Here is a 26,210-nt window from a genome sequence, read left to right as displayed (position 1 = left end):
CCGCCCCCTGCCATAAAACCTAACGCCCAATACCCATGAGCTTGATAATCTCTTCAGCCGCTTCGGCTACTGTCTCGTTAATGACAGTGTGGTCAAACTCGGGTTCAGCTGCTAATTCAATTTTGGCTGTTTCCAGGCGACTCTCTTGCTCCTGCGCTGATTCCGTTCCGCGACCAATCAGGCGGGCAACAAGCTCATCCCAACTGGGGGGAGCAAGAAAGATGAGCTGAGCTTCGGGCATGGCATTGCGGACCTGACGTGCCCCCTGCAAATCAATTTCTAGCAATACATGCTTACCCGCATCGAGCTGCTTCTGCACCATAGAACGAATCGTGCCGTACTTGTAGCTATTGTGAACGGTAGCCCACTCCAGCATCTGCCGGTTTTCAACCATGGAGCTGAACTCTTCGTCGGAGACAAAGTAGTAGTGGACACCGTCTTCTTCGCCGGGGCGGGGATCACGGGTCGTGGCAGAGACAGAGAACCAGACCTCCGGGTAATGCTCACGGATATAAGCAGAAACCGTCCCTTTGCCGACGGCGGTAGGGCCAGCAAGTACGGTGAGCTGAGGTGTGGCTGTCTGTTCTGTCATGCGGTGTTCCCTATCGATCGAGAAGGTTAATAAGCGCCTTACGCTGGTGGATGCCAAGGCCACGCAAGCGACGGGAGGCGGCAATATTCAGGTCGTTCAAAATGTTTTCGGTCCGAACCTCACCCACGCCCGGCAGGGAGGTGAGCAAATCGGTCACCTTAAGTCTAGCGACTGCTTCATCGGTTTCAGCGCGCTTAAGGACCTCTGCAATGGTGATTTGCTTGGTCTTGACAGCATTCTTAATTTCTGCGCGGGTAACGCGAGCTTTCTTGGCCTTTTCGCGGGCGGCTGCGCGCTGTTCTTCGGTCAGAGGTTGTAGAGGCATAATCGTATCCTTCTGTGCGAGGTGCCGTTACCGGCAACGGGGGTTCATAAGGTGTTGGGTAGGGTGAATCTGAGCAGATGCTCATTTTTTTGGGGGTGATACACGCCTACTGCGAACCAACATTTACAAATTAGCATGTCAGAGGCGATTATGGAAGATGTTACCCATGAGTAACACGAAACAATATAAAAAATGGTGGGAAATTGAATAATTCCCCACCATTTGTATGATTACTCTGCCTTGAGAAGCGCTTTGATCAATTCGTCTCGCGAACGTTCGGCGGCGTTTCTCAAAGATATAGCATCAGGTCCCGACACAAGTACACCGCGGCTCGAATTAACAAGCACTTGTTGTTTAACCCCGGTAAACACTTTATAAAGATCTAACGCACTTGCGCCCTGTGCACCATACCCAGGAGCAAGGATTGGGCCGTTGAAGCTGGCTAGGTCTATACCAAGCTCCTGAAGAGCTGGACCCACTGTTGCCCCGACCACCAAACCGCACGGCCCCATAACAGACCAGTGGCCTTGAGCGTTCTCCTGGCAAGCGGCATCGACAATTCCCTTAGCAACAGAGTGCTCCCCACCGATATGCTGAACAGTCTTGCCCTCAGGGTTAGATGTCAAAGCAAGAACAAAGACGCCGCGCGAGGTCTGCGCTGCCTGATCAAGAGCTGGCCGAAGCGATTCAAAGCCCAGGTAGGGGCTCAGAGTTACAGAGTCTGTTGCCAGAGGTGAACGCTCCCCCAGCCAGGCATCGGAATAAGCGGCCATAGTGGAGCCAATATCGCCGCGTTTGGCATCAGCAATAATCAGCACATCGGCATCAGCTGCCACCCGGTGCAGTTTTTCAAGTACGGCCAAGCCAGCAGATCCGTGGCGCTCAAATAGGGCAACCTGAGGCTTGAGCGCTGCTGAAACGGGCCCGCAAGCTTCAAGCACTGTCAAAGCAAAGGCCTCTAAGGACTCCGGGGTATCAGGCAGGTCCCAGGCAGAAAGCAAACCCGGGTGGGGATCAATCCCTACGCACAGAGGCCCGCGCGACTCCATAGCCGCTGCAAGGCGATCACCGAAACCTACCCGGGCACTCATGCCTGCTCCTGAGTCAGCGCGGCAGCAATGGAAGCGCCGTGTTCCTGTAGGCTCATGACGCCCCAGCTATACTCACGCAGAGCGTTGATACCCTGAACAGCAGCACCGAATTCTGAAACCGTGGTCATGACCGGGCAACCAACCGAGGTAGCAGCCGCACGAATCTCGTAGCCGTCGCCACGGGCCTGGCCACCGGAGGGAGTATTGAAAATCAGGTTGATTTCGCCATCACGAATCAAATCAACGATAGAACGCTCCCCCTCAGGTGTATCAGCGATCTTTGCAACAACTTGCGATTCAACACCGTTTCGTCGGAGCACCTCTGCGGTACCGCCTGTTGAAACAATCTCAAAGCCAAGCTGCTGAAGCATCTTGACGTAAATAATCGAGTTGCGCTTGTCGCGGTTAGCCACCGATACGAAGACCTTACCCTCAGTCGGTAGGCTGGAACCGGCTGCCTTCTCAGCCTTAGCGAAAGCGGTGTCAAAGAAGCGGTCCAGGCCCATAACCTCACCGGTAGAGCGCATCTCCGGGCCCAGTAGGGAATCAACAACGATACCTTCGGGGGTGCGGAAGCGACTGAAGGGGAGCACCGCTTCCTTGACAGCAATCGCGGTACCAGCGGGCAGTGATGCTCCGTCCATGCTAGTGGGCAGGTAGCCCTCGGCCTTCAAATCGGCAATGGTCTTACCTGCACCAATCAGAGCTGCGGCCTTAGCGAGCTGTACACCCGTTGCCTTTGAGACGAAAGGAACAGTGCGCGAAGCGCGGGGATTGGCTTCAATGACGTAAAGAATCTCAGACGCGACAGCGAACTGAATGTTAATCAGACCCCGTACACCAACACCCTGAGCGATTTTGAGGGTTGCCTCTTTGACCTGCTCAACAAGATCGGGGCCGAGCGTGATAGGCGGCAGGGCACAGGCCGAGTCACCAGAGTGAATACCGGCTTCTTCAATATGCTCCATGACCCCACCTAAGTAGAGCTCCCTTCCATCATAGAGAGCATCAACGTCAATCTCGACAGCGTCCTCGAGGAACTTGTCGATGAGGGCAGGCTGAGAGGGCGAAATCTCGGTTGCATTTTCCAGGTAACGGGCCAGCTGTTCTTCACTGTAGACAATCTCCATGCCACGGCCACCCAAGACGTAGGATGGGCGAACCAGGACCGGGTAACCGATCTCGTCAGCAACCTTCTTGGCGTTCTCAAAGGTGAAAGCCATGCCATTCTTGGGTGAAATCAGGCCGGCTTCTTCCAAGACGCGTGAGAACTCACCGCGGTCTTCGGCTAGGTCAATTGCCTCGGGCGAGGTACCCAGAATCGGAATACCAGCAGCCTTAAGCTCCTGAGCCAGCTTGAGCGGGGTCTGCCCACCGAGCTGAACAAAGACACCCATCAGGCCTCCAGTTCGGCGCTCTGCCTCAACAATCTCCAGGACGTCCTCTAGGGTGAGGGGCTCAAAGTAGAGGCGAGTGGAGACATCGTAGTCAGTGGAGACAGTCTCGGGGTTGCAGTTAACCATGACGGTCTCATAGCCGGCCTCACGCAGGACCAAGGAGGCATGCACGCAGGAGTAGTCGAACTCGATACCCTGGCCGATGCGGTTTGGCCCTGAACCAAGAATCATGATGGAGGGCTTCTCGTGGTGCGCTACCTCATCTTCAAGATCGTAGGAAGAGTAGTGATAGGGGGTAAAAGCCTCAAACTCAGCGGCGCAGGTATCTACAGTCTTGAAGACCGGGCGGATGTTGAGAGCATGGCGGATACCCCGAACCACTGCCTCGTTCATGCCCAGAATCTCACCGATTTGCGCGTCGGAGAAGCCATGTCGCTTAGCGAGGCGCAGGGTCCGCTCGTTGAGTGTCTTGGACTGGGCGATTTCAGCAGCCACCTCGTTCAGCAGAACCAGCTGGTCCAGGAACCAGGGGTCGATGGCCGTTGCTTGGTAGATCTGTTCAACGGTGGCACCTGCAAGCAGAGCTCGCTGGACCTGGAAGATACGCTCGGTGGTTGCCACCTTGCTACTTTCAATCAGCTCTGACAGCTCAGCAGAACTGAGCTGGGGCTGGTCAAAACGGAAGGTCGAGCCCTTTTGCTCCATGGAGCGCATAGCCTTTTGCAGAGCTTCAGTAAAGTTACGGCCCAGAGCCATAGCTTCTCCCACACTCTTCATGGTGGTAGTCAGAGTGGGATCAGCCGCAGGGAACTTCTCAAAGGCAAATCGGGGAACCTTAACCACAACGTAGTCAAGGGTAGGTTCAAAGCTAGCCGGAGTCTTCTGGGTAATATCGTTGGGAATTTCGTCTAGGGTGTAGCCCAGCGAGAGCATGGTTGCGATCTTTGCGATGGGGAAACCGGTTGCCTTGGAGGCCAGAGCTGAAGAGCGCGACACACGGGGATTCATCTCAATGACGATGATACGGCCGGTAGCCGGGTCAATGGCGAACTGGATGTTGCAGCCACCGGTATCAACGCCCACCTCACGAATCACTTTGATAGCGATATCACGCAGGCGCTGGTACTCACGGTCGGTCAGAGTGAGGGCCGGGGCAACCGTGATGGAGTCACCGGTATGAACACCGACCGGATCAAAGTTTTCGATGGAACAGACGACAACCACGTTATCGTTCTTGTCCCGCATCATTTCCAGCTCGTATTCTTTCCAGCCCAGGATTGACTCTTCGAGCAGGACTTCGCTGGTGGGGCTGTATTGGATACCGGCACCGGCAATGCGGTGCAGGTCGGCCTCATTGTAGGCCATGCCGGAGCCAAGACCACCCATGGTGAAAGACGGGCGAACCACCATGGGGTAGCCCAGTTCTTTGGCCGCTTCAAGGGCTTCCTCCATGGTGTGAACAATGACTGACCGGGCAGATTCGCCACCAGCACGTTCGACGACACCCTTGAAGGCTTCTCGGTCTTCACCCAGGTTGATAGCCTCGATGTTTGCACCGATAAGCTCAATACCATACTTATCCAGGATTCCCTGTTCATCGAGAGAGATAGCCGCGTTCAAGGCGGTCTGGCCACCCAGGGTAGGCAGGATTGCGTCGGGCTTTTCCTTGGCAATGATTTTTTCAATGACTTCTGGGGTAATCGGTTCTATGTAGGTGGCATCGGCGAACTCGGGGTCGGTCATGATGGTGGCCGGGTTGGAGTTGACCAAAATGACGCGTACACCTTCATCTTTGAGCACGCGGAGGGCCTGTGTACCTGAGTAGTCGAATTCGGCGGCCTGACCGATAACGATGGGGCCTGAACCGATGACCAGAATTGATGTGAGATCGTGACGCTTGGGCATGGTTCTTTTCCTTAGTTCTTCTTTTCGAGCATGAGATCAATGAAACGGTCAAAAAGGTAGGCCGAATCGTGCGGGCCAGCCGCGGCTTCTGGGTGGTATTGAACCGAGAAGGCCGGGATGTCGAGGCAACGCAGACCTTCTACGACCTGATCGTTGAGGCCGATATGAGAGACCTCTACACGACCAAACTCTGAGTTGGGGGCGGTCACAGGGCCATCAAGCGGTGCATCAACAGCGAAACCGTGGTTCTGGGCAGTAATCTCTACCTTGCCCGTGGTGCGGTCAAGCACGGGCTGGTTAATGCCACGGTGGCCAAAAGGTAGCTTGTAGGTGCCAAAGCCCAGGGCACGGCCCAGCAACTGGTTGCCGAAGCAGATTCCGAAGAAGGGAGTGCCGGTTCGCAGGATGTCCTGGAGCAGTTCAACCTGCTGGTCGGCTGTCGAGGGATCACCTGGGCCGTTGGAGAAAAAGACACCGTCAGGTCTCAAGCCCTTGATTTCTTCAAGTGTTGCGGATGCAGGAAGGACATGAACACGCACACCGCGCTCTGCGAAGCGCTGAGGAGTCATGGCCTTAATCCCAAGGTCAAGAGCAAGCAGAGTGGCCCGCACAGGGCCGTCCCAGCCCCAGTCAGCCGGTTCAACAGTGTAGGCGGCCTCAACGGAGACGCGATCTGCCAGCTTCTGCCCCTTCATGGGCGCGGCTTCTTTGACCTTTTCAAGCAGTTCAGAAACAGGCTGTTCTGCATGGCCACCGGTAAAGATACCGGCCCGCATGGCACCGGCGCTGCGCAGGTGACGGGTCAGAGCGCGGGTGTCGATGCCCTGAATACCCACGATGCCCTGCTCAATCAGTTCTTCATCCAGAGAACGCTCGGAGCGCCAGTTGGAAGGGCGACGAGCCGCATCACGAACCGCGTAGCCGGCAACCCAGATACGTCGAGATTCAGCGTCTTGCCTGTTGACACCCGTATTACCGATGTGGGGGGCGGTCTGGATAACGATCTGCCCTGCGTAGGAGGGGTCGGTGAGGGTTTCCTGGTAGCCGGTCATGCCGGTAGAGAAAACCGCCTCGCCCAGAGTAGAACCTATAGCTCCGTAGCTTTCACCACGGTAGACGGTGCCGTCTTCAAGGACAAGGACGGCGGTTTGGGGGGTACTGGCTTGCTGAGACAAATTCACACTTCCTCTTAATCTTGGTCGGTTAGGCCGCAGTTAGCGGCTAAGAGTTGAGACAGGCCAATCGGGCAGGGTTGTGGATGCCTGCGGCGCGATAGCCCGGATAGCGGAGAGCAAAGATTGCTTATCGATGGCAAACTGAGTGCGGAAGCCGGTATCGACTGCGTTTCCGTTCAAGGACCAGGACACCATGACCAGGCCGTCCTTTTCAACGAACTTGCCGCTCATACCTGACTCTGTTCTCACGGCAATAATGTCGGTCGCGGGAATCCAGATATCTTCGGCACCATCACGTGCAATAATCAGTGCATCGTCAAAGACAAAGAAAGTTCCTGCTGCCTTGACTCCCAGGGTTTGGGTAGCGATTCTATCGAGCCAGTCCCCCATGATCGTGGTGGCAATGTAAACACCGGGGACGGCCAGGACGGATTCGGCATCGTCGTAGTGGGCTGGTACGGGGGGCAACTCCCCCACCTGTACCTGCCGCTTTTGACGACTTTTCCAGCCTGCCCGCATTGCCCAGAAAATAAGGAGGCAGAGGAAGGCCAGAATGAGGGTGGGGATGAGCTTTTCCTGCACGGTCTTCTCTAATCTGTGGTTGGTGCCCAAATTAGGCAGCGGGAACGGGGGAATTGAGTTTGCCATCAAGCACGGTGGGGTGGCCGCTGTAGAAAGTGGCAACAACCATGCCGGGGACTTCGAGACCGCGGTAGGGGTTGTTTTTACCCTTGGTTGCCTGAGCCTGCGGGTCAATCAGGCGGGTCGCTGCGGGGTCAACCAGAACTAGGTTTGCTGGTTCTCCGGCTTCTAGGGGGCGTCCCTGCTGGTTGGCTAGACCAATTTCAGCAGGCTTGGTGCTCATGATTCGGGCGACATCAGCCCACCTGATGTACCCGCTGTCGACCAGGGTTTTCTGCACGATGGAGAGAGCCTGTTCAAGCCCGGTCATCCCGTTAGCTGCACATGCCCACTCACAGTCCTTGCTTTCTGCCGGGTGCGGGGCATGGTCAGTACCGATGATGTCAATAATCCCATCGGCAACTGCCTGGCGCAGGGCCAGAACGTCCTCTTCGGTCCGTAAGGGTGGGTTGACCTTATAGACGGGGTCGTAGGTTCTCACCAGCTCATCGGTTAGCAGTAGATGGTGGGGGGTTGCCTCTGCGGTGACGTTAATTCCCCGTTCTTTGGCCCAGCGGATGATTTCTACCGAGCCCTTGGTGGAGAGATGGCAGATATGCAGACGCGAACCAACGTGATCTGCAAGTAGTACATCGCGGGCAATGATAGATTCCTCAGCTACCGCGGGCCAGCCAGCCAAGCCTAGCTCAGCTGATACCTTGCCCTCGTTCATCTGGGCGCCTTGGGTCAGGCGCGGCTCCTGGGCGTGCTGGGCAATGACACCGTTGAATGTCTTGACGTATTCCAGGGCGCGGCGCATCAAGGCCGGGTCCCATACGCACATGCCATCATCCGAGAAGACGCGTACCTGAGCACGTGAATCTGCCATAGCACCAATTTCTGAGAGCCGCTCTCCTGCCAGGCCTACGGTGACGGCACCGATAGGTTGAACGTGAACCCAACCCGATTCGCGGCCCAGCTCATAGACCTGCTCGACAACACCAGCGGTATCGGCTACAGGCTTAGAGTTAGCCATTGCAAAGACTGAGGTGTAACCGCCCAGAGCTGCCGCACGGCTGCCGGTTTCTACGGTTTCTGCGTCTTCTTGGCCGGGTTCACGAAGGTGGGTGTGTAAATCGACCAGGCCGGGCAGAGCGATGAGCCCCTTAGCCTCAATGATTTGAGCTTCAGCGGCTTGAAGGTTCTCCCCCACTTCAGCAATCTTCCCGCCGCGAATGAGAATGTCGGCGGTCTTTTCACCGAGCAGTGATGCTCCCTTGATGAGATAAAGATGAGAGGTCATAGTGTTCTCTTTTCCTTGCGGGGTTAGGAACCCGAGTAGAAGTCAGCGGATGAGCCACCGGTCATGAGTAGATAGAGCACGGCCATACGGACCGATACGCCGTTAGTGACTTGGCGAAGCACCCAGGAGCGGGGTGAATCAGCTGCTTGGGCACAAATCTCTAGACCTCGGTTCATGGGGCCGGGGTGCAGAATTGCGGTTTCATGGCTAGCGCTATCAAGCCTGATAAAGCGTTCAGGGGTAAGCCCCCAGCGGCGGGAATATTCTTGGCTGGAGGGGAAGAAAGCGTCGTTCATACGCTCTTTTTGGATGCGCAACATCATGATGGCATCAAGGCCTGACTCAATCGCATCGTCAAGGTCGTAGTAAACTTCTGCTGGCCAATGTTCGATTTCCACTGGTAGCAGGGTCGGTGGTGCGACAAACTTAACGGTTGCGCCTAAGGTGTGAAGTAGCCAGAGGTTGGAGCGGGCTACACGGGAGTGCAGGATATCGCCCACAATGGCGATCCGCATGCCCTCAAGGGTGAGTCCTCGGGTCTCGCGCCCCTCAACACGGGCCTTGAACTGCCGGAGAGTCATAGCATCGAGCAGAGCCTGAGTAGGGTGGGCGTGGGTTCCATCACCGGCGTTGAGAACAGGCACATCAATCCAACCGGCTTGGGCTAAACGCTGGGGTGCCCCGGAGGCACTGTGCCGGATAACAACTGCATCAGCCTTGATAGCCGCTAAGGTCTGAGCAGTGTCTTTAAGAGATTCGCCCTTGGAAACAGAAGACCCTTTGGCGGAAAAATTGATGATATCTGCAGAGAGCCGCTTCTCTGCTGCCTCAAATGAGAGGCGGGTGCGGGTGGAGTCCTCGAAGAACAGATTAACAACGGTTCTGCCTTGAAGGACGGGCAGTTTTTTGACCTCGCGCTGGCCGATTTCACCCATGTAATCGGCGGTGTCGAGAATATCGAGAGCTTCTAGCAGGCTCAGGTCTTGGGTATCCAGTAGGTGTTTCATGCACCAGCCCCCTGTTTGGTTGATGCGTTCTCAATAATCACTACTCGGTCGCTGATAGTGTCTATGCTCTCCAAGAGGACTTTGACGGATTCGCCGGAGCTGGTGGGCAGGTTCTTTCCCACATGGTCAGCCCGGATAGGTAGTTGCCTGTGGCCCCGGTCCACGAGAACGGCTAACCGAACTACCGCTGGGCGACCGTAATCTTTGAGGGCATCGAGAGCGGACCGAATGGTCCGCCCTGAGTAGAGGACATCGTCGACCAATACCACATTCTTGCCGTCAATCCCGGCAGCCGGTAGGCGCGTTGGCTGTGGGGTTCGCCCGGGCATAGACCTGAGATCATCACGGTACATGGTGATATCGAGTTGGCCGAGCGAAAAGGCTGGATTAAAGCCGGAATCAGTCTGCGCTATCTTAGCGGCGATCCTTTCGGCAAGAGGATATCCTCGGCGTGGAATACCCAGCAGAACCAGATTTTCACTGCCCTTGTTGGCTTCCAAAATTTCGTGTGCAATGCGCGTGAGCGCACGCTCTATGTCGGCTTGCTCCAGAATCACTCTCTGGTGTTCTGGGTCTGAAGATACACCGGTGGTATCCATCATGTGCCGGCCTCCTTCCCCGCCTCACAGGACGGACTTAAAGGTTGCTGTCGCACTTCAATTTACCATGTCAGGTTACCCGGTGGTATGAGGACCACAAAAATATTACGTACGGGACGCACCTTATCGCTGTGCAGTCCCAAGGCCCGAAGGCAAAATCCCCACCTGCTCAATGAGCGGGTGGGGATAAAAAGTAGGAACTATGCCAGAAGGGTCGGCTTAACCTGGCGCAAACGATCCAACAAACCGTTGACAAATTTGGGTGAGTCATCGGTTGAGAGGAGCCTTACCAGGCCGGTGGCCTCTGAGATAGCTACCGCATCGGGAATCTCATCATTGTAGAGAAGCTCCCAGGCACCAAGTTGCAGTGCAACACGGTCAACACTGGGCATGCGGTCCATAGTCCAGTCCTGCGAATAGGTTTCAATGTACTCCCGAATTTCTTCGGCGTGGTCACGGACACCGCGAACCACCTGCTCGGAGTACAGGGAAATCTGTGCTGAGGTATGCATACGTCGTCGGGTAAGAACATCAAGGATGTCATCGCCACGCTGGTCAGCTTCAAACAGGACTTCGAGGGCACGAAGTCTAGCTTTGGTTCTTGAATTCACGGTACTTAGTCGTTGACGCGACCCAGGTATTCACCAGTACGGGTGTCAACCTTGACCTTTGTACCGGTCTCAAGGAAGAGAGGAACCTGAATCTCAGCGCCGGTTTCAACGGTTGCAGGCTTGGTGCCACCGGTTGAACGGTCCCCCTGCAGGCCGGGCTCGGTGTAGGTAATTTCGAGGACTACAGATGCGGGCAGTTCAATGTACAGAGGTGAACCCTCGTACATGGCAATAGTAGCTGTCTGGTTTTCCAGCATGAACTTAGCGGCATCGCCCACGGTAATCTCAGAAACATTGATCTGATCGTAGGTCTTGAGGTCCATGAAGACATAGTCAGTGCCGTCCTGGTAAAGGTACTGGTAGTCTGAACGGTCAACGGTTGCAGTCTCAACCTTGGCACCTGCGTTGAAAGTCTTATCAACTACCTTGCCGCTGGTGACGTTGCGTAGCTTGGTACGGACGAAGGCACCACCCTTGCCGGGCTTTACGTGCTGGAACTCGATAACGGACCAGAGATTGCCATCAATTTTCAGAACGACACCGTTCTTGATATCTGCGGTAGTAGCCAACAGACTCTCCTCTAATAAATAATTTTTCAATAAGCGTTGCGGGTTAAACCGTAGACCAGTCTACCGCTTCCCCGGGTGATTGTGCGATTACTTGGCGAGTTTCACACCGTCTGGGCTTCTGCTATAGCGGCTATGCCGCAACCTCTTGGTAGGTCATGAAGAGAATTGAGTCATCGGGAACTTCGTAGATACGGGGCCTAGCCAGCCCTTCAAGCACCACAAACCGCAGAAGACTACCGCGAGCCTTTTTATCTCGGCGCATAGTTTCTAGTAGCTTTGTCCAGCGATCGGCCGGGTAAGTGATCGGCAGATTGAGAGACTGACAGATCGCGCGTGTACGCTCCACCGTTGCCTCGTCCAAGTAGCCGGCAGCCAGTGACAGCTCAGCAGCAAAGACCATGCCAACTGCTACCGCAGCACCGTGACGCCACTGGTAGCGTTCAGCATGTTCAATAGCGTGGCCCAGAGTGTGCCCGTAGTTGAGGAACTCACGGCGGCCACTTTCTTTCAGGTCTTCAGAGACAATCTCGGCCTTGACCCTAATTGACCGCTCAATAAGTTCACGTACCACATGGGACTGAGAATCACGGACCTTGGAGGGGTTCTGCTCAATCAGATCGAGAATAACCGGGTCGGCAATAAAACCACACTTGACGACCTCCGCCATACCGGTCAATAGCTCATGCTCCGGCAAAGTTCGTAAGACACCCAGCTCGCAGAGCACAGCTGCCGGCGGGTGGAAAGCACCCACCAGGTTTTTTCCCTCGGCAGTGTTAATGCCGGTTTTCCCCCCGACGGCAGCATCCACCATGCCCAGTAGAGTTGTTGGGATGTGGATAACGCGTACTCCACGCAACCAGGTGGCAGCAACAAAGCCAGCCAGGTCCGTGACCGCCCCACCACCAACTGCAATCACCGCGTCGCTGCGGGTAAAGTCGTTCTGCCCCAATACCTGCCAGCAGAAAGCCGCAACCTGAATGTGTTTGCCCTCTTCAGCATCGGGAATTTCAGCCGAAAAAGCTTCAAAGCCGGCTCTACGCATCTGATCCATGACAAGCTCACCGGTCGAGCGGAGTGCTCTGGGATGAATCACCAAAATCCGCCGCGTACGTTGTCCTAGAATCTCGGGGATTTGTCCGAGCAGATCATGGCCAACCAGCACCCGATAGTTTTCGCTCGGCTGTGAACCTGTTACCGGAATGACGGTTGTCTCTCTTGTAGTCATGCTCCACCTTTTCGGGTTGTGATGATGAAGTTCTGTATCTCGGCGGTCATAGCGGTGATACTTCTGCCGCCTCTTGCATCGAGCGTATAACTGGCTAGAGACTCATAGCGTCCCCTCCGCGACTCGAAAATTTCCGACCATTTTTCCACAGGATTAGGTTGCAAGAGAGGCCTGGTCTTGCTGTTTTGGATACGCGGTGCCACAGTTTCTGCATCGACCTTGATATACACCACAGTCTGATTCTTTAGAATCTCAGCGACGGCGTCAGTCATAGGTGCTCCCCCGCCCAGAGAAAAAATAGTGTTTCGTCGGGCAGGGGAAGACAGGACTTCTTCAATGACAGCGGCTTCAATTTTACGGAATTCAGTTTCGCCGTAGTCTCCGAAAATCTGTGAAATCTTTCCGTACTTCTCGACAATCAGATGGTCTGAATCAAGGAACTCGTAACCGTAAAAGCGAGACAAGTGGGTGCCAATATAGGACTTACCAGCAGCCATGGGGCCAATCAAGACAACGGGGCGGGACTTTTCGATATAGGTTTCTTGAACCTCTCGTACCTGGTTAGGAGCCAGAACCTCAGTCATATCGATCGCGTGAGTACGGGACCGGGAGGGCATGGTTACTTGCTCCACCCTGCTACCTTAGATTCCCAAGCCAGCGACTTAGGAATAGCCGTCAGGTAGGCATCCAGGTTGCGCCTAGTCTCGGCAATGTTATCGCCCCCAAACTTCTCGAGAGCGGCATCGGCAAGCACCAGCGCTACCATAGCTTCGGCAACCACGCCTGCGGCGGGAACAGCACACACGTCAGAACGCTGATGGTGCGCCTTTGCTACTTGGCCTGTTGAGGTATCAATAGTCGCCAGAGCCTTGGGCACGGTTGCAATTGGTTTCATAGCCGCACGAACGCGCAAGAGGTCGCCAATGGTCATGCCGCCTTCAATACCGCCGGCCTTGTTAGAAGCACGCTGGACTCCTGCATCACCCGGAAGGATTTCATCGTGCGCCTGAGTGCCAGGCCTGCGGGCAGTTTCAAAACCATCACCGACTTCAACACCCTTGATAGCCTGAATCCCCATCAGAGCTGCGGCTAGACGTGCATCCAGACGACGGTCCCAGTGCACGTAAGAACCCAGTCCCGGGGGCAAGCCGTAGGCCAGTACCTCAACAACCCCGCCCAGGGTCTCACCATCTTTGTGGGCCTTATCAATACATGCCACCATAGCCTCAGAGGTTGCGGCATCGAAACAGCGAAGCGGATCAGCGTCCAAGGCCTGCACATCGCGCGGGGTGGGGCGAGCAGCATCTGCGGGGGCCTCTACCCCAGCTATCGCTGTAGTGTGACTGACTAGCTCAACATCAAGAGCCTTCAAAATCTGAGAGGCAACTACGCCAAGGGCAACGCGGGTTGCGGTCTCGCGGGCACTAGCGCGTTCAAGCACCGGGCGAGCCTCATCGAAGCCATACTTTTGCATACCGGCAAAATCTGCGTGGCCGGGGCGGGGGCGGGTCAGAGCCGCGTTGCGAGCACGGCCTTCAAGCAGTGCGGGGTCTACCGGGTCAGAAGACATGACATCGACCCACTTAGGCCACTCGGTATTGGCTATCTCAAGCGCTACGGGTCCGCCCTGGGTCTTGCCGTGGCGAACACCGCCCAGGATACGCACAGCATCTTCCTCAAACTTCATTCGTGCGCCACGACCGTAACCGAGCCTGCGACGGGCCAGAGCGTCGCGCACCATCTGGCTGGTCAGCTCAAGACCGGCAGGGACACCTTCGATAATTCCGACCAATGCTTGGCCGTGTGATTCACCGGCTGTTAGCCAACGCAACATCTCTAACCTTCTTTATCATTACCTGTGGGTCTACTGTCTAAGATTTCCAAAAAAGCCCGGTGATAGCAACTCTTGCACCACCATTCGGGCTAACCTACATGCCCAGTGTGCTCGGATCACTGACCTGCTGGGGTAGGTACCCCGTCAGCGGTAGGTCCACAGCCTTTCGCATAGCTTCCAGGACCTGCTGCTCGTAAGGTAGATAATCTTCAAGCGACCGGCCCGTGAAGAGCCTGACCTGGTCCACTGCCTGGTACATGAGCATTTCAAGGCCGCTGGTTACCCTCCCGCCAGATTCTTGGTAAGCCAAGGCTAGCTTGGACGGCCAGGGGTCATAGGACACGTCAAGAAGGTAGCCCGCTCGCTGTGCGCGGGGCCCTGTTTCGACCACCTTGTCGGCTGCCCCCGCAGGTAGCGTACTGATTGTCAGCTCATAGTCCTCGAGCCTAGACCAGAACTCAGCAAGCGGGATAAAAGTTAGGTCCATACCCAACCGCTGCGCGGCCTGCTGGGCTCCCTCTGCGCGACGTGGGTCCCGCACAAAGACATCTACCCCGGTAGAGCCCATAAAACGTAGGGCAGCCAATGCTGCGGTTGCGGTACCGCCTCCGCCCAAAACAGCGGCACGGGCAGGTAGACCCAACAAACCTTCCTGTCTCAGGGCATTCACAATTCCAGAGACATCGGTGTTGTGACCAAAAGACCGCCACAGGCCCTCTATCTCTCTCCAGTAAACAGTGTTGACCACCCCTACCGCACGAGCGAATGGGGTCAGCTCATCCAGGTAGGCCATAACAGCGGATTTAAGGGGCATAGTGACCGAAAAACCGCAGGTTGAGCTGTGGGGGCCAAAACACTCGAATACAGAGGCTAGTTGGTCCTCTACTGTATCGAGACACTCATAAACGATCTGCTCCCCCAGAACCCGGTAGGCGGCCTGGTGTAGCGCTGGCGACTTACTGTGCCTAATGGGGTGCCCCAAGACAAAAGCCTTGGGGCACGAGGTCAAGCTGTCACTCATCTACTGGCACTCATCCGGGTGAGCAGAACAGTACTTGTTATAGACTTCTACGTTCTTAAGGTGCTGGCTGTAGGTCTTAGCAAACAGGGTCTCACCGGTGCTCAGGTCCACTGTGACCCAGAAGTAATAGTCATTCTTCTCGGGGTTAGCTGCCGCCTTGATGGCCGCAGCACCCGGTGAGCCAATAGGACCGAGAGGCAAACCCTGGTAGTAGAAGGTGTTGTACTTATTACTGGAGTCCTGTTTCTGGGCATCGGAGATGTGATAACTCTTAATGCCCAGCCCGTAGGCTACCGTAGCATCCGACTGCAGGTAACCGTTTGTTTCGCCATCGGGGTTGTTCAGTCGATTTTCAATTGCACCTGCGATCGGCAAGTAGTCCTTTTCGCGGCCCTCAAACTCCAGAATCGAAGCTACCGTGATGACATGGAAGATCCGGTCGTCACCGCTCACCCCGTCCTCTTTAAGCTGGTTCAAGGTGTTGTCAACCATAATCTGTAGGATTTCTTGAGCAGATGCTTCCTTGGGGAAACGGTATTCACCCGGGTACAAGAAACCTTCGATTGTAGGGAACTTAGACGGGATACCAAAGCTGGTGGGTTTTTCAGCCAGGTTCTTAAAATCTTGCTGACTGATACCCGTGCCTTTAGCAAGAGCATCGAGTGTTTCATCCATGCGCCAGGTCCGGGCAATTGCAACATAGTTGGTATTGGCTTCATCAACGCGAAGCAACTCATCGAGAGCGGCAGAACTACTCATTTCCTTTTGCAGGGTGTAGTCCCCTGGCTGGAAGAACTGGTCGGAAGCCTTATCGGAGTAGACCTGAAGAAAACGATCGGCGTTAGCAATAACTCCTTGTTCTTCAAGGGAATTAGCGATGCCAATGACCGAGGCGCCTTCGGGAATTGTGAAGGTCACTTCAGTACCGTTACCGCTTCCAGCAAAATCTTTACGCTGGAACCATCCCATCTGCGGGCTGATAATCGAGATAACCAGAACAAGCGCAACGGCAAAGACAAGACCGGCTGAAATCACGAAATTACGGCTTCGACGTTTCGCGCGTTCACGCTCATCGCTGCTGAATTCTTCTTGATCAGCAACAACGGCACCACCAAGCAGGCCCTCAAGATCAGTTTGCTGGTTCCGGGTCCGCAGGGTGCGTCGACGCGGAGGGCGGCTAGAACTCGAGTTTTCAGACATTCGGGTTCTCCGTTTCATGGTTGAAGGTGCTTGGGGCAGATAAGGTGGAGGGTTCTGTCAGCTCCACCTGATAACCAGGTAAATGCTGACCCACCTTAAGGGTATCGACCGCATGTTGCAAAATGTTGACTGCGGCCACCTGATCGACCATTGTTTTGAATTCTTTGCTGGAGACACCAGCCTCATGAAGAGAACGGTGTGCGCTTACAGTAGTGAGCCGTTCATCCACCAACCACACAGGTACTTGCTGTGACTCAGCGGCCAGCTCATTCACAAGGGCCTCGGCGTACTCACGAGCCATGACTGTGGAGGAGCTCTCTCCCCCGCTCATCGTTTTAGGTAGTCCCACAAAAACCTCCGTGACTTCGTTGACCTCGATGAGTTTACGAAGCACACGTCTGTCTGAGTTCTTCTTCAGATCGCGACGTAGGGTTTTGAGCGGGGTTGCGAGTATGCCATCGGGGTCGCACAGGGCCAAGCCGACGCGGGCATTACCCACATCGACTCCCATGCGGCGGCCTCTTGTGAATGTCACCGGTTTAGGCCCCCAGCTGCGAAATAGCTTGACGGATTGATGCGAATGCCTCATCAATCTTGGTGGCGTCCTGGCCACCGCCTTGGGCAAGGTCGTCCTTGCCACCGCCACCACCACCCAGAACGGAAGTAGCGGTACGAACTAGCGCACCGGCCTTAACACCGGCATCGCGAGCAGCCTGGTTGGTAGCTACAAGGATTACCGGACGGCCGTTGTTTACACCGGCAACAACAACGGTTGCGGCATCTTCGCCCAGACGTGAACGCAGGTCAAGAGCCAGCTCACGAACGGCACCGGCATCGAGCTCACCGGCATTGTGGAGCAGAGTACGAACAGTCCCCACCATCTCGGCGGATTCGGTTAAGCGGCCTGCCTCGGCCTGGAGCTTTTCCTTGCGGAGCTTAGCGAGCTCCTTTTCAGCTTCCTTAAGCTTGGCCAGAGTCTGGGTAATCTTATCGGGCAGATTGGCCGAAGACTGAACCTTGAGCAGACCTGTGAGCTGGTTAACCAGGGTACGCTCGGTTGCAAGGTGATTGAAGGAGTCAAGACCAACCAGCGCCTCAACACGGCGGTTACCCGAGCCTACAGACTGCTCAGTCAGCAGGGTCAGCGAACCAATCTGGGCGGTTGAAGCAACGTGAGTGCCCCCGCAGAGCTCGCGGGAGAAGTCCCCGCCCATCTCGACAACACGAACAGTCTCGCCGTACTTCTCACCGAAGAGGCTCATAGCACCCAGCTTCTTAGCTTCATCGAGAGGCATCTGGCGGGTCACAGTTTCAAAGTTATCGCGAATCGCAATGTTAGCGACTTCTTCAACTTCTTGCTTAGCGGCATCAGAAAGCCCCTCGCCCCAGGCGAAGTCAAAGCGCAGGTAGCCTTCCTTGTTGAAAGAGCCCCGCTGGGTTGCCTCTTTGCCCAGAACCTGGTGCAGTGCAGCGTGGATGATGTGGGTACCGGAGTGGGCTTTCTCGCCATCCTGGCGGCGCTGAACATCGACCTGCGCCACAACAGCTGAACCGCTCACCGCTTCGCCCTCACGAACCACAGCACGATGGACAGAAAGACCCTTAACGGGCTGTTGAACGTCCGAAACATCAATGACGAACCCGTTACCGGTGATGACACCGGTATCGGCAGCCTGGCCACCGGCCTCAGCGTAGAAGGGGGTCTCGTCAAGGACAACTTCAACCTTCTGGCCAGCAGAAGCGGCAGGAACGCTCACGCCGTCTACCAGTAGAGCGCGCAAGGTAGTCTCGGTGCGGAGCTGATCGTAGCCGGTGAAGACCGAGCCGCGTTCATCAGCGAGCTCACGGAAAACAGAAAGATCGGCCATGCCACCCTTCTTAGCCTTAGCATCGGCCTGTGCACGGTGACGCTGTTCTTCCATCAGGGCACGGAACTCTTTTTCATCAACGGTCAGGCCGGCTTCCGCTGCCATCTCCAGAGTCAGGTCAATGGGGAAACCGTAAGTATCGTGCAGGGCAAAAGCCTCGGCACCGGAAACAAGGTTCTGCCCCGCAGCCTGAGCAGCCTTAACGGCACCTTCCAGACGCTCAGTACCGCTTTCGATGGTTTTCAAGAAGGCACGCTCTTCGGCGTAGGCAATACGTGAGATGCGTTCGAAATCATCAGCGATGTAGGGGTAAGCACCGGCCATTGCATCGCGTGAAGCGGGGAAGAGGACGGGTAGGCAGGGCTCAGTAACGCCCAGCAGACGCATAGCGCGAATAGCGCGGCGCATCAGGCGACGCAAGATGTAGCCGCGACCCTCGTTGGAGGGGGTAACCCCGTCTGCAATCAGCATGAGCGAAGAACGAATATGGTCTGCTACAACACGCATACGCACGTCATCGTCGTAGCCTTCATCCTGGGCGTTCTCTGAACCGTGGTACTTCTTACCTGAGAGCTTTGAAGCGGCATCGAGAACAGGGCGAACCTGGTCAGTCTCGTAGAAGTTTTCTGCACCCTGCAGGAGCATTGCAAGACGCTCAACACCCAAACCGGTGTCAATGTTCTTCTTGGGGAGGTCACCGAGAATCTCGAAGCTGTCCTTGCCGGTGCCTTCACCACGCTGGTACTGCATGAAGACCAGGTTCCAGATTTCGATGTAGCGGTCATCATCGGCCGCGGGCCCACCATCTTTACCGTACTCGGGTCCACGGTCGTAGAAAATCTCTGAGTCGGGGCCTGCCGGGCCGGGCTGGCCGGTTGACCAGTAGTTCTCGGCCATACCCATCTTCTGGATACGTTCAGCGGGGAACTTAACATCGTTTACCCAAATGTCGTAAGCTTCATCGTCGCCCTCATAGACAGTAACCCACAGGCGTTCAGGGTCAAGGCCGTAGCCCCCGTCTTCAGGGGACGAAGTCAGCAGCTCGTAGGCCCAGGGGATAACTTCTTTTTTGAAGTAGTCGCCGAAGGAGAAGTTGCCGGCCATCTGGAAGAAGGTACCGTGGCGGGCGGTCTTGCCGACCTCGTCGATATCCAGGGTGCGGATGCATTTCTGGACGCTTACCGCGCGTGAGTAGGGAGCGGCTTCACGGCCCAGAAAGTAAGGGATAAAGGGCACCATGCCAGCAATAGTGAACATGGCACCGGGTTCATGGGATACCAGCGACGCAGATGGTACTACGGTATGCCCGCGCTTTTCGAAAAAGTCGATCCAGCGCTTTGAGATTTCCTGTGAGAGCATCGAGGCTATCTTCCTTCTTGTGTATGTTAAAACTTTTTAGTTCGTTGACTCGAAAAAATCTTTGCCCAGAGCGGCATCGCGGCGGAGCCTAGCTTCGGTTTCAAGCTCTGGGAGTGCCTCTGAATCAATAATCTCGCCGCGCTTCCTGTCCTGATCTCCGGTGTGCCAGTTATCCAATGAGCCTGGTCGGGGATCCTGAGCCTGGCGGTCAAAGCGTTCTTTGAGCTCGGCTTCTTTTTCGTTCATACCGGCTTTGACTGAGGCCGCAAAGTTGAGCGCCTTGAGCGCCGTGTGCTTAAAGGGTGCGCCGTACTTGGAATCAAAGAACTGGGCCATAGTGCTACCTTCGGAGAGAGCCTTTTGCAAGTGAGCCGACTGCTTAAGTTCTACCTCGCTCCCTGTTGGGGAGGTTGTAGTAGCCCGCGAGGCAAAGTAGCCAGTAGCTACTCCCCCGGCAATCAAAACAAGGTTCTTGAGGAAACTCATGAGAGGTCCTCACCTGCTGATGGGCTATCTGGTGCACGGTGGCGGCCCTGAGGAGCGTTTTCATCGCCCTTGAATGCTTTACGGACGCCGTGGGAGAAAGCAGCGACCTTAATGAGGGGCTGTCCGACCGTTGAGGTGACCAATGATGACAGTGCCGAGACATTGGCTGAGGCATCGGAAACATTGCTGGTAATACCATCGACTTTTTCAATCTGTGCATTGGTACTGGCAACGGTTTTGGTTACTTCCCCAATCAGCGGGGTTGTCTCATCGTTCAGTGAGCGAATGGTGCGTGTTAGTTCGTCAAACACCTTACCGAGCTTAATGATAGGAACAGCAAGCAGGGCAACCAGGATGGCGAATACGCCTGCGGCAATAAGGCCTGCAATGTCGGCTCCACTCACGGATTACCTGCTTTCTGCCGGCTAGGGGCCGGCGTCAAAGAACACGATTTGGTAACAATCTTACTTTACAGAGTAAGACTTGACCTATTTTAGTTACCCTGTTTCGCCGGTCGGGAGCATCACACCTTGTCAGAGGGATAGATCAAGAGCCTATGGGTCTACTCCGGTCTAGTTATTAAATGAGGCCGGCCCGCCTCACCAGCGCCAGATAGCGCCAGGTAAGCGGGCCGGTTCAAGCTAGGCGGTTTAGGCCAGGCGTGAGTAGTATTCAACAACCAGCTGCTCTTCGCAGGTGACGGGAATTTCTTCACGCTTGGGGGCGCGCTCAAGCTTTGCGTGGAGCTTCTCAATCTCAACGTTCAGGTAAGCAGGAGTGTCGGGCAGAACGTCCTGGTGTGCGCCGGTGGCTGCAACCTGGAAAGGTGCCATCTTCTCGCTCTTGGGGTGAACGTGGATGAGCTGGCCGGGCTTGACGCGGAAGGAGGGGCGGTCAACGCGGATGCCATCTACCATGATGTGGCGGTGGACAACGAGCTGACGTGCCTGAGCGATGGTGCGAGCGAAACCTGAGCGCAGGACGAGAGCGTCCAGGCGGGTTTCGAGAATCTCGACCATGTTCTTACCGGTCTGACCTTCGATGCGCTTGGCTTCGAGGTAGGCGCGACGCATCTGAGCTTCACGGATGTTGTACTGTGCGCGAAGACGCTGCTTCTCACGAAGCTGGACAGCGTAGTTTGAGTCAGCCTTCTTGCGGCTACGGCCGTGCTGGCCGGGGCCGTAAGGACGACGCTCGAGGTACTTTTCTGCCTTGGGGGTCAGTGCAATGCCGAGGGCACGGGACTGGCGCACGGTACGGCGGGTACGGTTGTGGTTTGCCACAGCTTTTCCTTTTCATTAGCGGTTGGCGGAACCCTGCGTGGGGCACTCCACCATTGTTCTGGTGGTCTGGCCTCCAAGTACCCGCCCACGGTTTGGGCGGTGGAGAGTGTAGAGCAGCCGCACTCTAATCACTACGAGCTATCCGGTGATCAGTGGCTACCGTATAAGCGGCACCTTACTGCGTTTTGGATAGTCTGCCAGCCAATGTATTAGCCTACCGCTGGCTACGGTAGCTTGTCAGCCCCCTGCGGCAGATGAAGCAGTGCTCTTTGACACAGATAGCTTCCGGGCTTACCGATGGCTATCGGCAGATCTCTATCGGGCAACTCAGTCTCTGGCACTGTTACGGGGTAGCGGTGTCCGTAAGGCTTTGAGCCTTTTGAGCCGGTCGCCCATGGCTTGTTCATTCCCGAAAACAGTTGGCCGGTAGTAGACCGCCCCAAGGAGTGTATCCGGTGAGTATTGCTGGCGGGCTACAGCATTTTTCTGGTCGTGTGGGTAGATATAGCCTTTACCGTGCCCCAGCGCGGCAGCTCCCTGGTAATGGCCATCGCGTAGGTGCAGAGGGACAAGTCCGGCTTTGCCGGAACGGACATCGGCCAGGGCATCGTCAATAGCCCGGTAGACTGCGTTTGATTTGGGAGCTGTGGCAAGATGGATTGTTGCCTGCGCTAGGTTAATACGGGCTTCGGGCAAGCCCACCAGTTGGACTGCCTGGGCAGCATTGACGGCGCTGGTTAAGGCGGTGGGGTCGGCCATGCCGATATCTTCGCTGGCGTGGACAATGAGGCGGCGGGCGATAAATCGCGGGTCCTCCCCAGCATCAATCATGCGGGCAAGGTAGTGAAGGGCAGCATCAACATCGGAGCCTCGGATGGACTTGATAAAGGCACTGGTGACGTCATAGTGCTGGTCACCGTTTTTGTCGTAGCGTACCAGCGACTGGTTGAGGGCTTCTTGGGCATGCTCCAGGGTAATAAGCAGGGGTTGATTGACCGAGTAGTTCTGCCCCTCAGCATGGGCTTGCCCAAAAGCAACAGCTGCTGCGGCCTCAAGTGCGGTGAGCGCTCTGCGAGCATCACCGGCGGCTAGCTTCACCAGGTGGTCGGCGGCTTCTTCTTGGAGGGAAACAGCCCCGGCAAAGCCGCGCGGATCAGTCAGGGCGTGACTGAGAAGTTGGGCAATGTCGTGGTCTGTCAGCCCTTGGAGGGTGAGCAGAATCGAGCGGGAAAGAAGCGGTGCGATCACCGAAAATGATGGGTTTTCGGTTGTTGCCGCCACCAGAACTACCCAGCGGTTTTCTACACCGGGTAGCAGCGCATCCTGCTGGGCCTTGCTAAAGCGGTGAATCTCATCCAGGAAGAGTACCGTGGTCAGCCCCCGAAAATCACGGTCTTCGAGCGCCTGCTCCATGACCGAACGGACGTCTCTAACCCCTGCTGTAATAGCCGAAAGCTCAACAAACTTTCGACCAGCGCTACCAGCAATTACGTTAGCAAGTGTTGTTTTGCCTGTCCCGGGTGGTCCCCACAGAATGAGAGAGGACGGGCCAGCGGGGCCACCCTGCTCACCCGCAAGGAGCCGCAGAGGCGAGCCAGGCTTCAATAGGTGTTTCTGGCCCACGACCTCGTCAAGAGTTCGCGGTCGCATACGAACAGCCAGCGGGGCACGTTCACGGGTGCGTTTAACCGACCGGTCATCGCCGTTGTCCTGCGTATCGTCAAGGTAAAAGAGTGATGGATCCATGGTGCTGTCTTAAAGGTGGTCGCTATCGAGAATAAGGGTCACCGGCCCGTCATTGGTCAGCTCGACCTGCATCTGAGCACCGAATGTTCCGGTTTCTACGGTCAGCCCCATATCGCGGAGCGCCTGGACATAGGCATCAAATAGCGGCTGGCTCACAGGGCGTGGGGCGGCCTGCGACCAGGAGGGGCGGCGGCCCTTCTTAGCATCGCCGTAGAGAGTAAATTGGCTGACTGCGAGTACCGGTGCGCCGGCATCGAGCACCGATTGTTGGCCCTCCAGCAGGCGCAGGTTGGCCGTTTTTTCTGCAAGTTTTTGAACCTGCCCCGGGCCGTCACTGTGCGTTATACCTACAAGGGCTAGCAGGCCAGTCTGACGGATAGCGCCTACCGTCTGCTCCTCGACAGTAACTGATGCGGAGCTCACCCTTTGGAGGACTACGCGCATGTTTTCTCCTTGTAGTTTTAGTGGCCCGCACACCTATCTTGTTTTAGCTAACCTGGCCAGAATTACTTGCCCTCAGCTCCCAATAAAAAATCTATTTATCCCAAAAGCGTTTTTGGGTGAAGAACTGGTTTCTTTAAGGTTAGCTTCGATTTCTTTAATAATTTTAAGCACCCGGTCATTATGGACTTTCCGCCGCTTGATATCTTCCTGTTGGGCTAAGGTGCAACAAGAGCCTGGATAGTTGTCATCAGCTTCCCCTTTCTTTGTCCCTATTATCCATGGTTGGCAATCTTTCGCCAACTATTGGCGGGTTGTTCTGCTCTGAAGGTTCTAATGCTGCTGAGCTTGGTTCTCGGTCCTCAGCATCTAGATCTCTGTGCTCTGAGGTTAGTTCCTCTTCGTAGGCTTCAAGAATGACCAAGACTCTCCGATGCCTCCTCCAGGCGGCAAGCTTAAGAGCAAAAAGCAGGCTACGAGTGCTACAAGGAGAGCACAGACAGCAAGCAGTATGGAACGGTTTATAGGCCTCACCCTAACAGCCAGCAAAATACAGGCCAAACCTAATCTTTAAAGAGAACCGGCCCTTATACCTATCCAGGTACAAGGGCCGTTCGTGAGTTTTTGGCTAAGACTACTTCTCGTCGTCTTTCTTGGGCTTGAAGTCAACGCCGGCTTCCTTGCGCTGCTGGGCAGTGATGGGAGCGGGAGCCGCAGTCAGGGGGTCGTAGCCGCCACCGGTCTTGGGGAAGGCGATAACGTCGCGGATTGAGTCGGTGCCACCAATCAACTGGAGAACACGGTCCCAGCCAAAAGCGATACCGCCCATAGGGGGTGCCCCAAAGCTGAAAGCCTCGAGTAGGAAGCCAAACTTCTCCTGGGCCTCTTCTTCGGAGATACCCATGACCTTGAAGACACGTTCCTGCACGTCACGCTGGTGGATGCGGATTGAACCACCACCAATTTCGTTGCCGTTGCAGACGATGTCGTAGGCGTAGGCCAGAGCATCACCGGGGTTCTCGTCGAAGGTATCGATGAACTCAGGCTTAGGGGAGGTAAAAGCGTGGTGCACAGCGGTCCATGCTGAGTTGCCCAGGGCAACGTCACCGGAAGCGGTTGCATCCGCTGCTGACTCAAACAGGGGTGCGTCAACAACCCAGACGAAAGACCAGTCGCCGTCCTTAATCAGGCCGGTACGGTGGCCGATTTCTACACGGGCGGCACCCAGCAGGGCGCGGGAAGCCTTGGCTTCACCAGCAGCAAAGAAGATACAGTCACCGGGCTTGGCACCGGTAGCTTCGGCCAGGCCTGCACGCTCAGCCTCGGTGATGTTCTTGGCAACGGGGCCGGTCAGTTCGCCGTCTTCCTGAATCAGGACGTAGGCCAGGCCCTTGGCGCCGCGCTGCTTAGCCCATTCCTGCCAGGCATCGAGGGTGCGGCGTGCCTGGGAGGCGCCACCAGGCATGACAACAGCACCAACATAGGGTGCCTTGAAGACGCGGAAAGTGGTGTCCTTGAAGTAGTCGGTCAGTTCGGTCAGTTCAAGGCCAAAACGCAGGTCGGGCTTATCTGAACCGTACTTCTCCATAGCGTCTTTGTAGGTGATGCGCTCGATGGGGCGGGGCACCTTAACGTCAATTAGGTTCCAGACAGCTTCTACGATGCGCTCACCCAGGTCGATGATGTCTTCCTGGTCAACGAAGGAGGCCTCGATATCCAGCTGAGTGAACTCGGGCTGGCGGTCAGCACGGAAGTCTTCGTCGCGGTAGCAACGAGCAAGCTGGTAGTACTTCTCAATACCACCGACCTGTAGGAGCTGTTTGAAAAGCTGGGGTGACTGGGGCAGGGCATACCAGGAGCCGGGTGCAAGGCGAGCAGGAACCAGGAAATCGCGGGCACCTTCGGGGGTTGAACGGGTCAGGGTGGGGGTCTCGACCTCGGTAAACATCTGCTCCTGCAAAACTTCGCGAGCGGCACGGTTAGCCTCAGAGCGCAGCCGCATCAGGCGGGCAGGCTCGGGGCGGCGCAGGTCAAGGTAGCGGTACTTGAGGCGGGCTTCTTCACCGACCTCAACGTGCTCATCAATCTGGAAAGGCAAAGGCGCTGAGGTGTTCAGAACCTTGGTTTCCTTGACCATGACCTCGATTTCACCGCTGGTCAGGTTGGGGTTCTCGTTGCCCTCGGGGCGGCGGGTAACCTCTCCCATAACCTGCAGGACGTATTCGTTGCGCAGGTGTTCAAAGTCAGCTTCGTTGTGGAAGACCACCTGGGTAAGGCCCTCGCGGTCGCGCAGGTCAACGAAAGCTACCCCGCCGTGGTCGCGGCGGCGGGCCACCCAACCTGTGAGGGTAACGGTTTCTCCGATGTTCTTAGCGGTCAGTTCGCCAAGGGTGTGAGTGCGTAGCACTGATTTCCTTTCGATGGGGCACGGTAAGGCCGGTTTGAAACCGATTTTACCGTTTTTTGGTGCGGTGGGCACCGGTAGCTTGATGTGACTTAGGGGTGCTCCCCTGGTTAAGGGGAGCCGGTGGCAGAGACAGCCGACCCGGGTT

General features: G+C 56.0%; 24 protein-coding genes. All 24 read right to left on the bottom strand.

Annotation, left to right across the window (positions count from 1 at the left end; all coding sequences use genetic code 11):
• Positions 1-19: 19 nt before the first annotated feature.
• Complete coding sequence (gene gmk / locus ACN085_RS01960; RefSeq protein ID WP_419099661.1) at positions 20-592, bottom strand: guanylate kinase; 573 nt, start codon at positions 590-592, stop codon at positions 20-22.
• Positions 593-602: 10 nt separating this feature from the next.
• Entirely contained in the window at positions 603-917 is a 315-nt protein-coding gene (gene mihF / locus ACN085_RS01955; RefSeq protein WP_419099660.1) for an integration host factor, actinobacterial type, read from the bottom strand.
• Positions 918-1,147: 230 nt separating this feature from the next.
• Positions 1,148-2,008 (bottom strand): orotidine-5'-phosphate decarboxylase, encoded by an 861-nt coding sequence (gene pyrF, locus ACN085_RS01950; protein ID WP_419110406.1) that lies wholly within the window; start codon positions 2,006-2,008, stop codon positions 1,148-1,150.
• Entirely contained in the window at positions 2,005-5,310 is a 3,306-nt protein-coding gene (gene carB, locus ACN085_RS01945) for a carbamoyl-phosphate synthase large subunit (RefSeq protein WP_419110405.1), read from the bottom strand. Before carB ends, pyrF begins: the two co-directional genes overlap by 4 nt.
• Positions 5,311-5,321: 11 nt before the next feature.
• Positions 5,322-6,491 carry a glutamine-hydrolyzing carbamoyl-phosphate synthase small subunit gene (carA, locus tag ACN085_RS01940; RefSeq protein ID WP_419110404.1) on the bottom strand — a complete coding sequence of 390 codons (1,170 nt, stop codon included), beginning with the start codon at positions 6,489-6,491 and terminating at the stop codon, positions 5,322-5,324.
• A 33-nt stretch (positions 6,492-6,524) separates the two neighbouring features.
• Complete coding sequence (locus tag ACN085_RS01935; protein ID WP_419110403.1) at positions 6,525-7,067, bottom strand: hypothetical protein; 543 nt, start codon at positions 7,065-7,067, stop codon at positions 6,525-6,527.
• Positions 7,068-7,098: 31 nt separating this feature from the next.
• A complete protein-coding gene (locus ACN085_RS01930; RefSeq protein ID WP_419110402.1) occupies positions 7,099-8,409 on the bottom strand; it encodes a dihydroorotase in 1,311 nt (436 codons plus the stop codon).
• A gap of 23 nt (positions 8,410-8,432) precedes the next feature.
• Positions 8,433-9,416, bottom strand: coding sequence for an aspartate carbamoyltransferase catalytic subunit (locus tag ACN085_RS01925; RefSeq protein ID WP_419099654.1), 984 nt, complete (start codon positions 9,414-9,416; stop codon positions 8,433-8,435).
• The gene (pyrR, locus tag ACN085_RS01920) at positions 9,413-10,018 is read right to left on the bottom strand and encodes a bifunctional pyr operon transcriptional regulator/uracil phosphoribosyltransferase PyrR (RefSeq protein ID WP_419110401.1); all 606 of its coding nucleotides are present in this window, start codon (positions 10,016-10,018) and stop codon (positions 9,413-9,415) included. The genes ACN085_RS01925 and pyrR overlap by 4 nt, the downstream gene beginning before the upstream one ends.
• 197 nt (positions 10,019-10,215) lie before the next feature.
• Complete coding sequence (gene nusB, locus ACN085_RS01915; protein ID WP_419099652.1) at positions 10,216-10,626, bottom strand: transcription antitermination factor NusB; 411 nt, start codon at positions 10,624-10,626, stop codon at positions 10,216-10,218.
• A 5-nt stretch (positions 10,627-10,631) separates the two neighbouring features.
• Entirely contained in the window at positions 10,632-11,195 is a 564-nt protein-coding gene (gene efp / locus ACN085_RS01910; protein ID WP_419099651.1) for an elongation factor P, read from the bottom strand.
• A 130-nt stretch (positions 11,196-11,325) separates the two neighbouring features.
• A complete protein-coding gene (gene aroB, locus ACN085_RS01905) occupies positions 11,326-12,420 on the bottom strand; it encodes a 3-dehydroquinate synthase (RefSeq protein WP_419099650.1) in 1,095 nt (364 codons plus the stop codon).
• Positions 12,417-13,037 (bottom strand): shikimate kinase, encoded by a 621-nt coding sequence (locus ACN085_RS01900; RefSeq protein ID WP_419110400.1) that lies wholly within the window; start codon positions 13,035-13,037, stop codon positions 12,417-12,419. The genes aroB and ACN085_RS01900 overlap by 4 nt, the downstream gene beginning before the upstream one ends.
• Positions 13,038-13,039: 2 nt before the next feature.
• The gene (aroC, locus tag ACN085_RS01895; RefSeq protein WP_419110399.1) at positions 13,040-14,254 is read right to left on the bottom strand and encodes a chorismate synthase; all 1,215 of its coding nucleotides are present in this window, start codon (positions 14,252-14,254) and stop codon (positions 13,040-13,042) included.
• Between the two features lie 94 nt (positions 14,255-14,348).
• Positions 14,349-15,275 carry a shikimate dehydrogenase gene (locus ACN085_RS01890; protein ID WP_419110398.1) on the bottom strand — a complete coding sequence of 309 codons (927 nt, stop codon included), beginning with the start codon at positions 15,273-15,275 and terminating at the stop codon, positions 14,349-14,351.
• Positions 15,276-16,475 (bottom strand): endolytic transglycosylase MltG, encoded by a 1,200-nt coding sequence (gene mltG, locus ACN085_RS01885; RefSeq protein ID WP_419099646.1) that lies wholly within the window; start codon positions 16,473-16,475, stop codon positions 15,276-15,278.
• Positions 16,468-16,986, bottom strand: coding sequence for a Holliday junction resolvase RuvX (ruvX, locus tag ACN085_RS01880; RefSeq protein WP_419104557.1), 519 nt, complete (start codon positions 16,984-16,986; stop codon positions 16,468-16,470). Before ruvX ends, mltG begins: the two co-directional genes overlap by 8 nt.
• Positions 16,987-17,014: 28 nt before the next feature.
• A complete protein-coding gene (gene alaS, locus ACN085_RS01875; RefSeq protein WP_419110397.1) occupies positions 17,015-19,702 on the bottom strand; it encodes an alanine--tRNA ligase in 2,688 nt (895 codons plus the stop codon).
• A gap of 36 nt (positions 19,703-19,738) precedes the next feature.
• A complete protein-coding gene (locus tag ACN085_RS01870; protein WP_419099644.1) occupies positions 19,739-20,188 on the bottom strand; it encodes a peptide chain release factor 4 in 450 nt (149 codons plus the stop codon).
• The gene (locus ACN085_RS01865) at positions 20,185-20,592 is read right to left on the bottom strand and encodes a DUF948 domain-containing protein (RefSeq protein WP_419104534.1); all 408 of its coding nucleotides are present in this window, start codon (positions 20,590-20,592) and stop codon (positions 20,185-20,187) included. Before ACN085_RS01865 ends, ACN085_RS01870 begins: the two co-directional genes overlap by 4 nt.
• A gap of 246 nt (positions 20,593-20,838) precedes the next feature.
• Entirely contained in the window at positions 20,839-21,471 is a 633-nt protein-coding gene (rpsD, locus tag ACN085_RS01860; RefSeq protein ID WP_419099642.1) for a 30S ribosomal protein S4, read from the bottom strand.
• 327 nt (positions 21,472-21,798) lie between these two features.
• Complete coding sequence (locus ACN085_RS01855) at positions 21,799-23,217, bottom strand: replication-associated recombination protein A (protein ID WP_419110396.1); 1,419 nt, start codon at positions 23,215-23,217, stop codon at positions 21,799-21,801.
• A gap of 9 nt (positions 23,218-23,226) precedes the next feature.
• Positions 23,227-23,661, bottom strand: coding sequence for a D-aminoacyl-tRNA deacylase (gene dtd, locus ACN085_RS01850; protein ID WP_419110395.1), 435 nt, complete (start codon positions 23,659-23,661; stop codon positions 23,227-23,229).
• A 631-nt stretch (positions 23,662-24,292) separates the two neighbouring features.
• Positions 24,293-26,065: an aspartate--tRNA ligase gene (aspS, locus tag ACN085_RS01845; RefSeq protein ID WP_419110394.1), complete on the bottom strand. Its 1,773-nt coding sequence runs from the start codon at positions 26,063-26,065 to the stop codon at positions 24,293-24,295.
• Between the last annotated feature and the right edge of the window lie 145 nt (positions 26,066-26,210).

It is taken from the genome of Rothia sp. P4278, from assembly GCF_048512945.1.
In the GTDB taxonomy this organism is placed as follows: Bacteria; Actinomycetota; Actinomycetes; order Actinomycetales; family Micrococcaceae; genus Rothia.
Note: the sequence above shows the minus strand (reverse complement) of the source record. Positions and strands in the feature narration are given on the sequence as shown.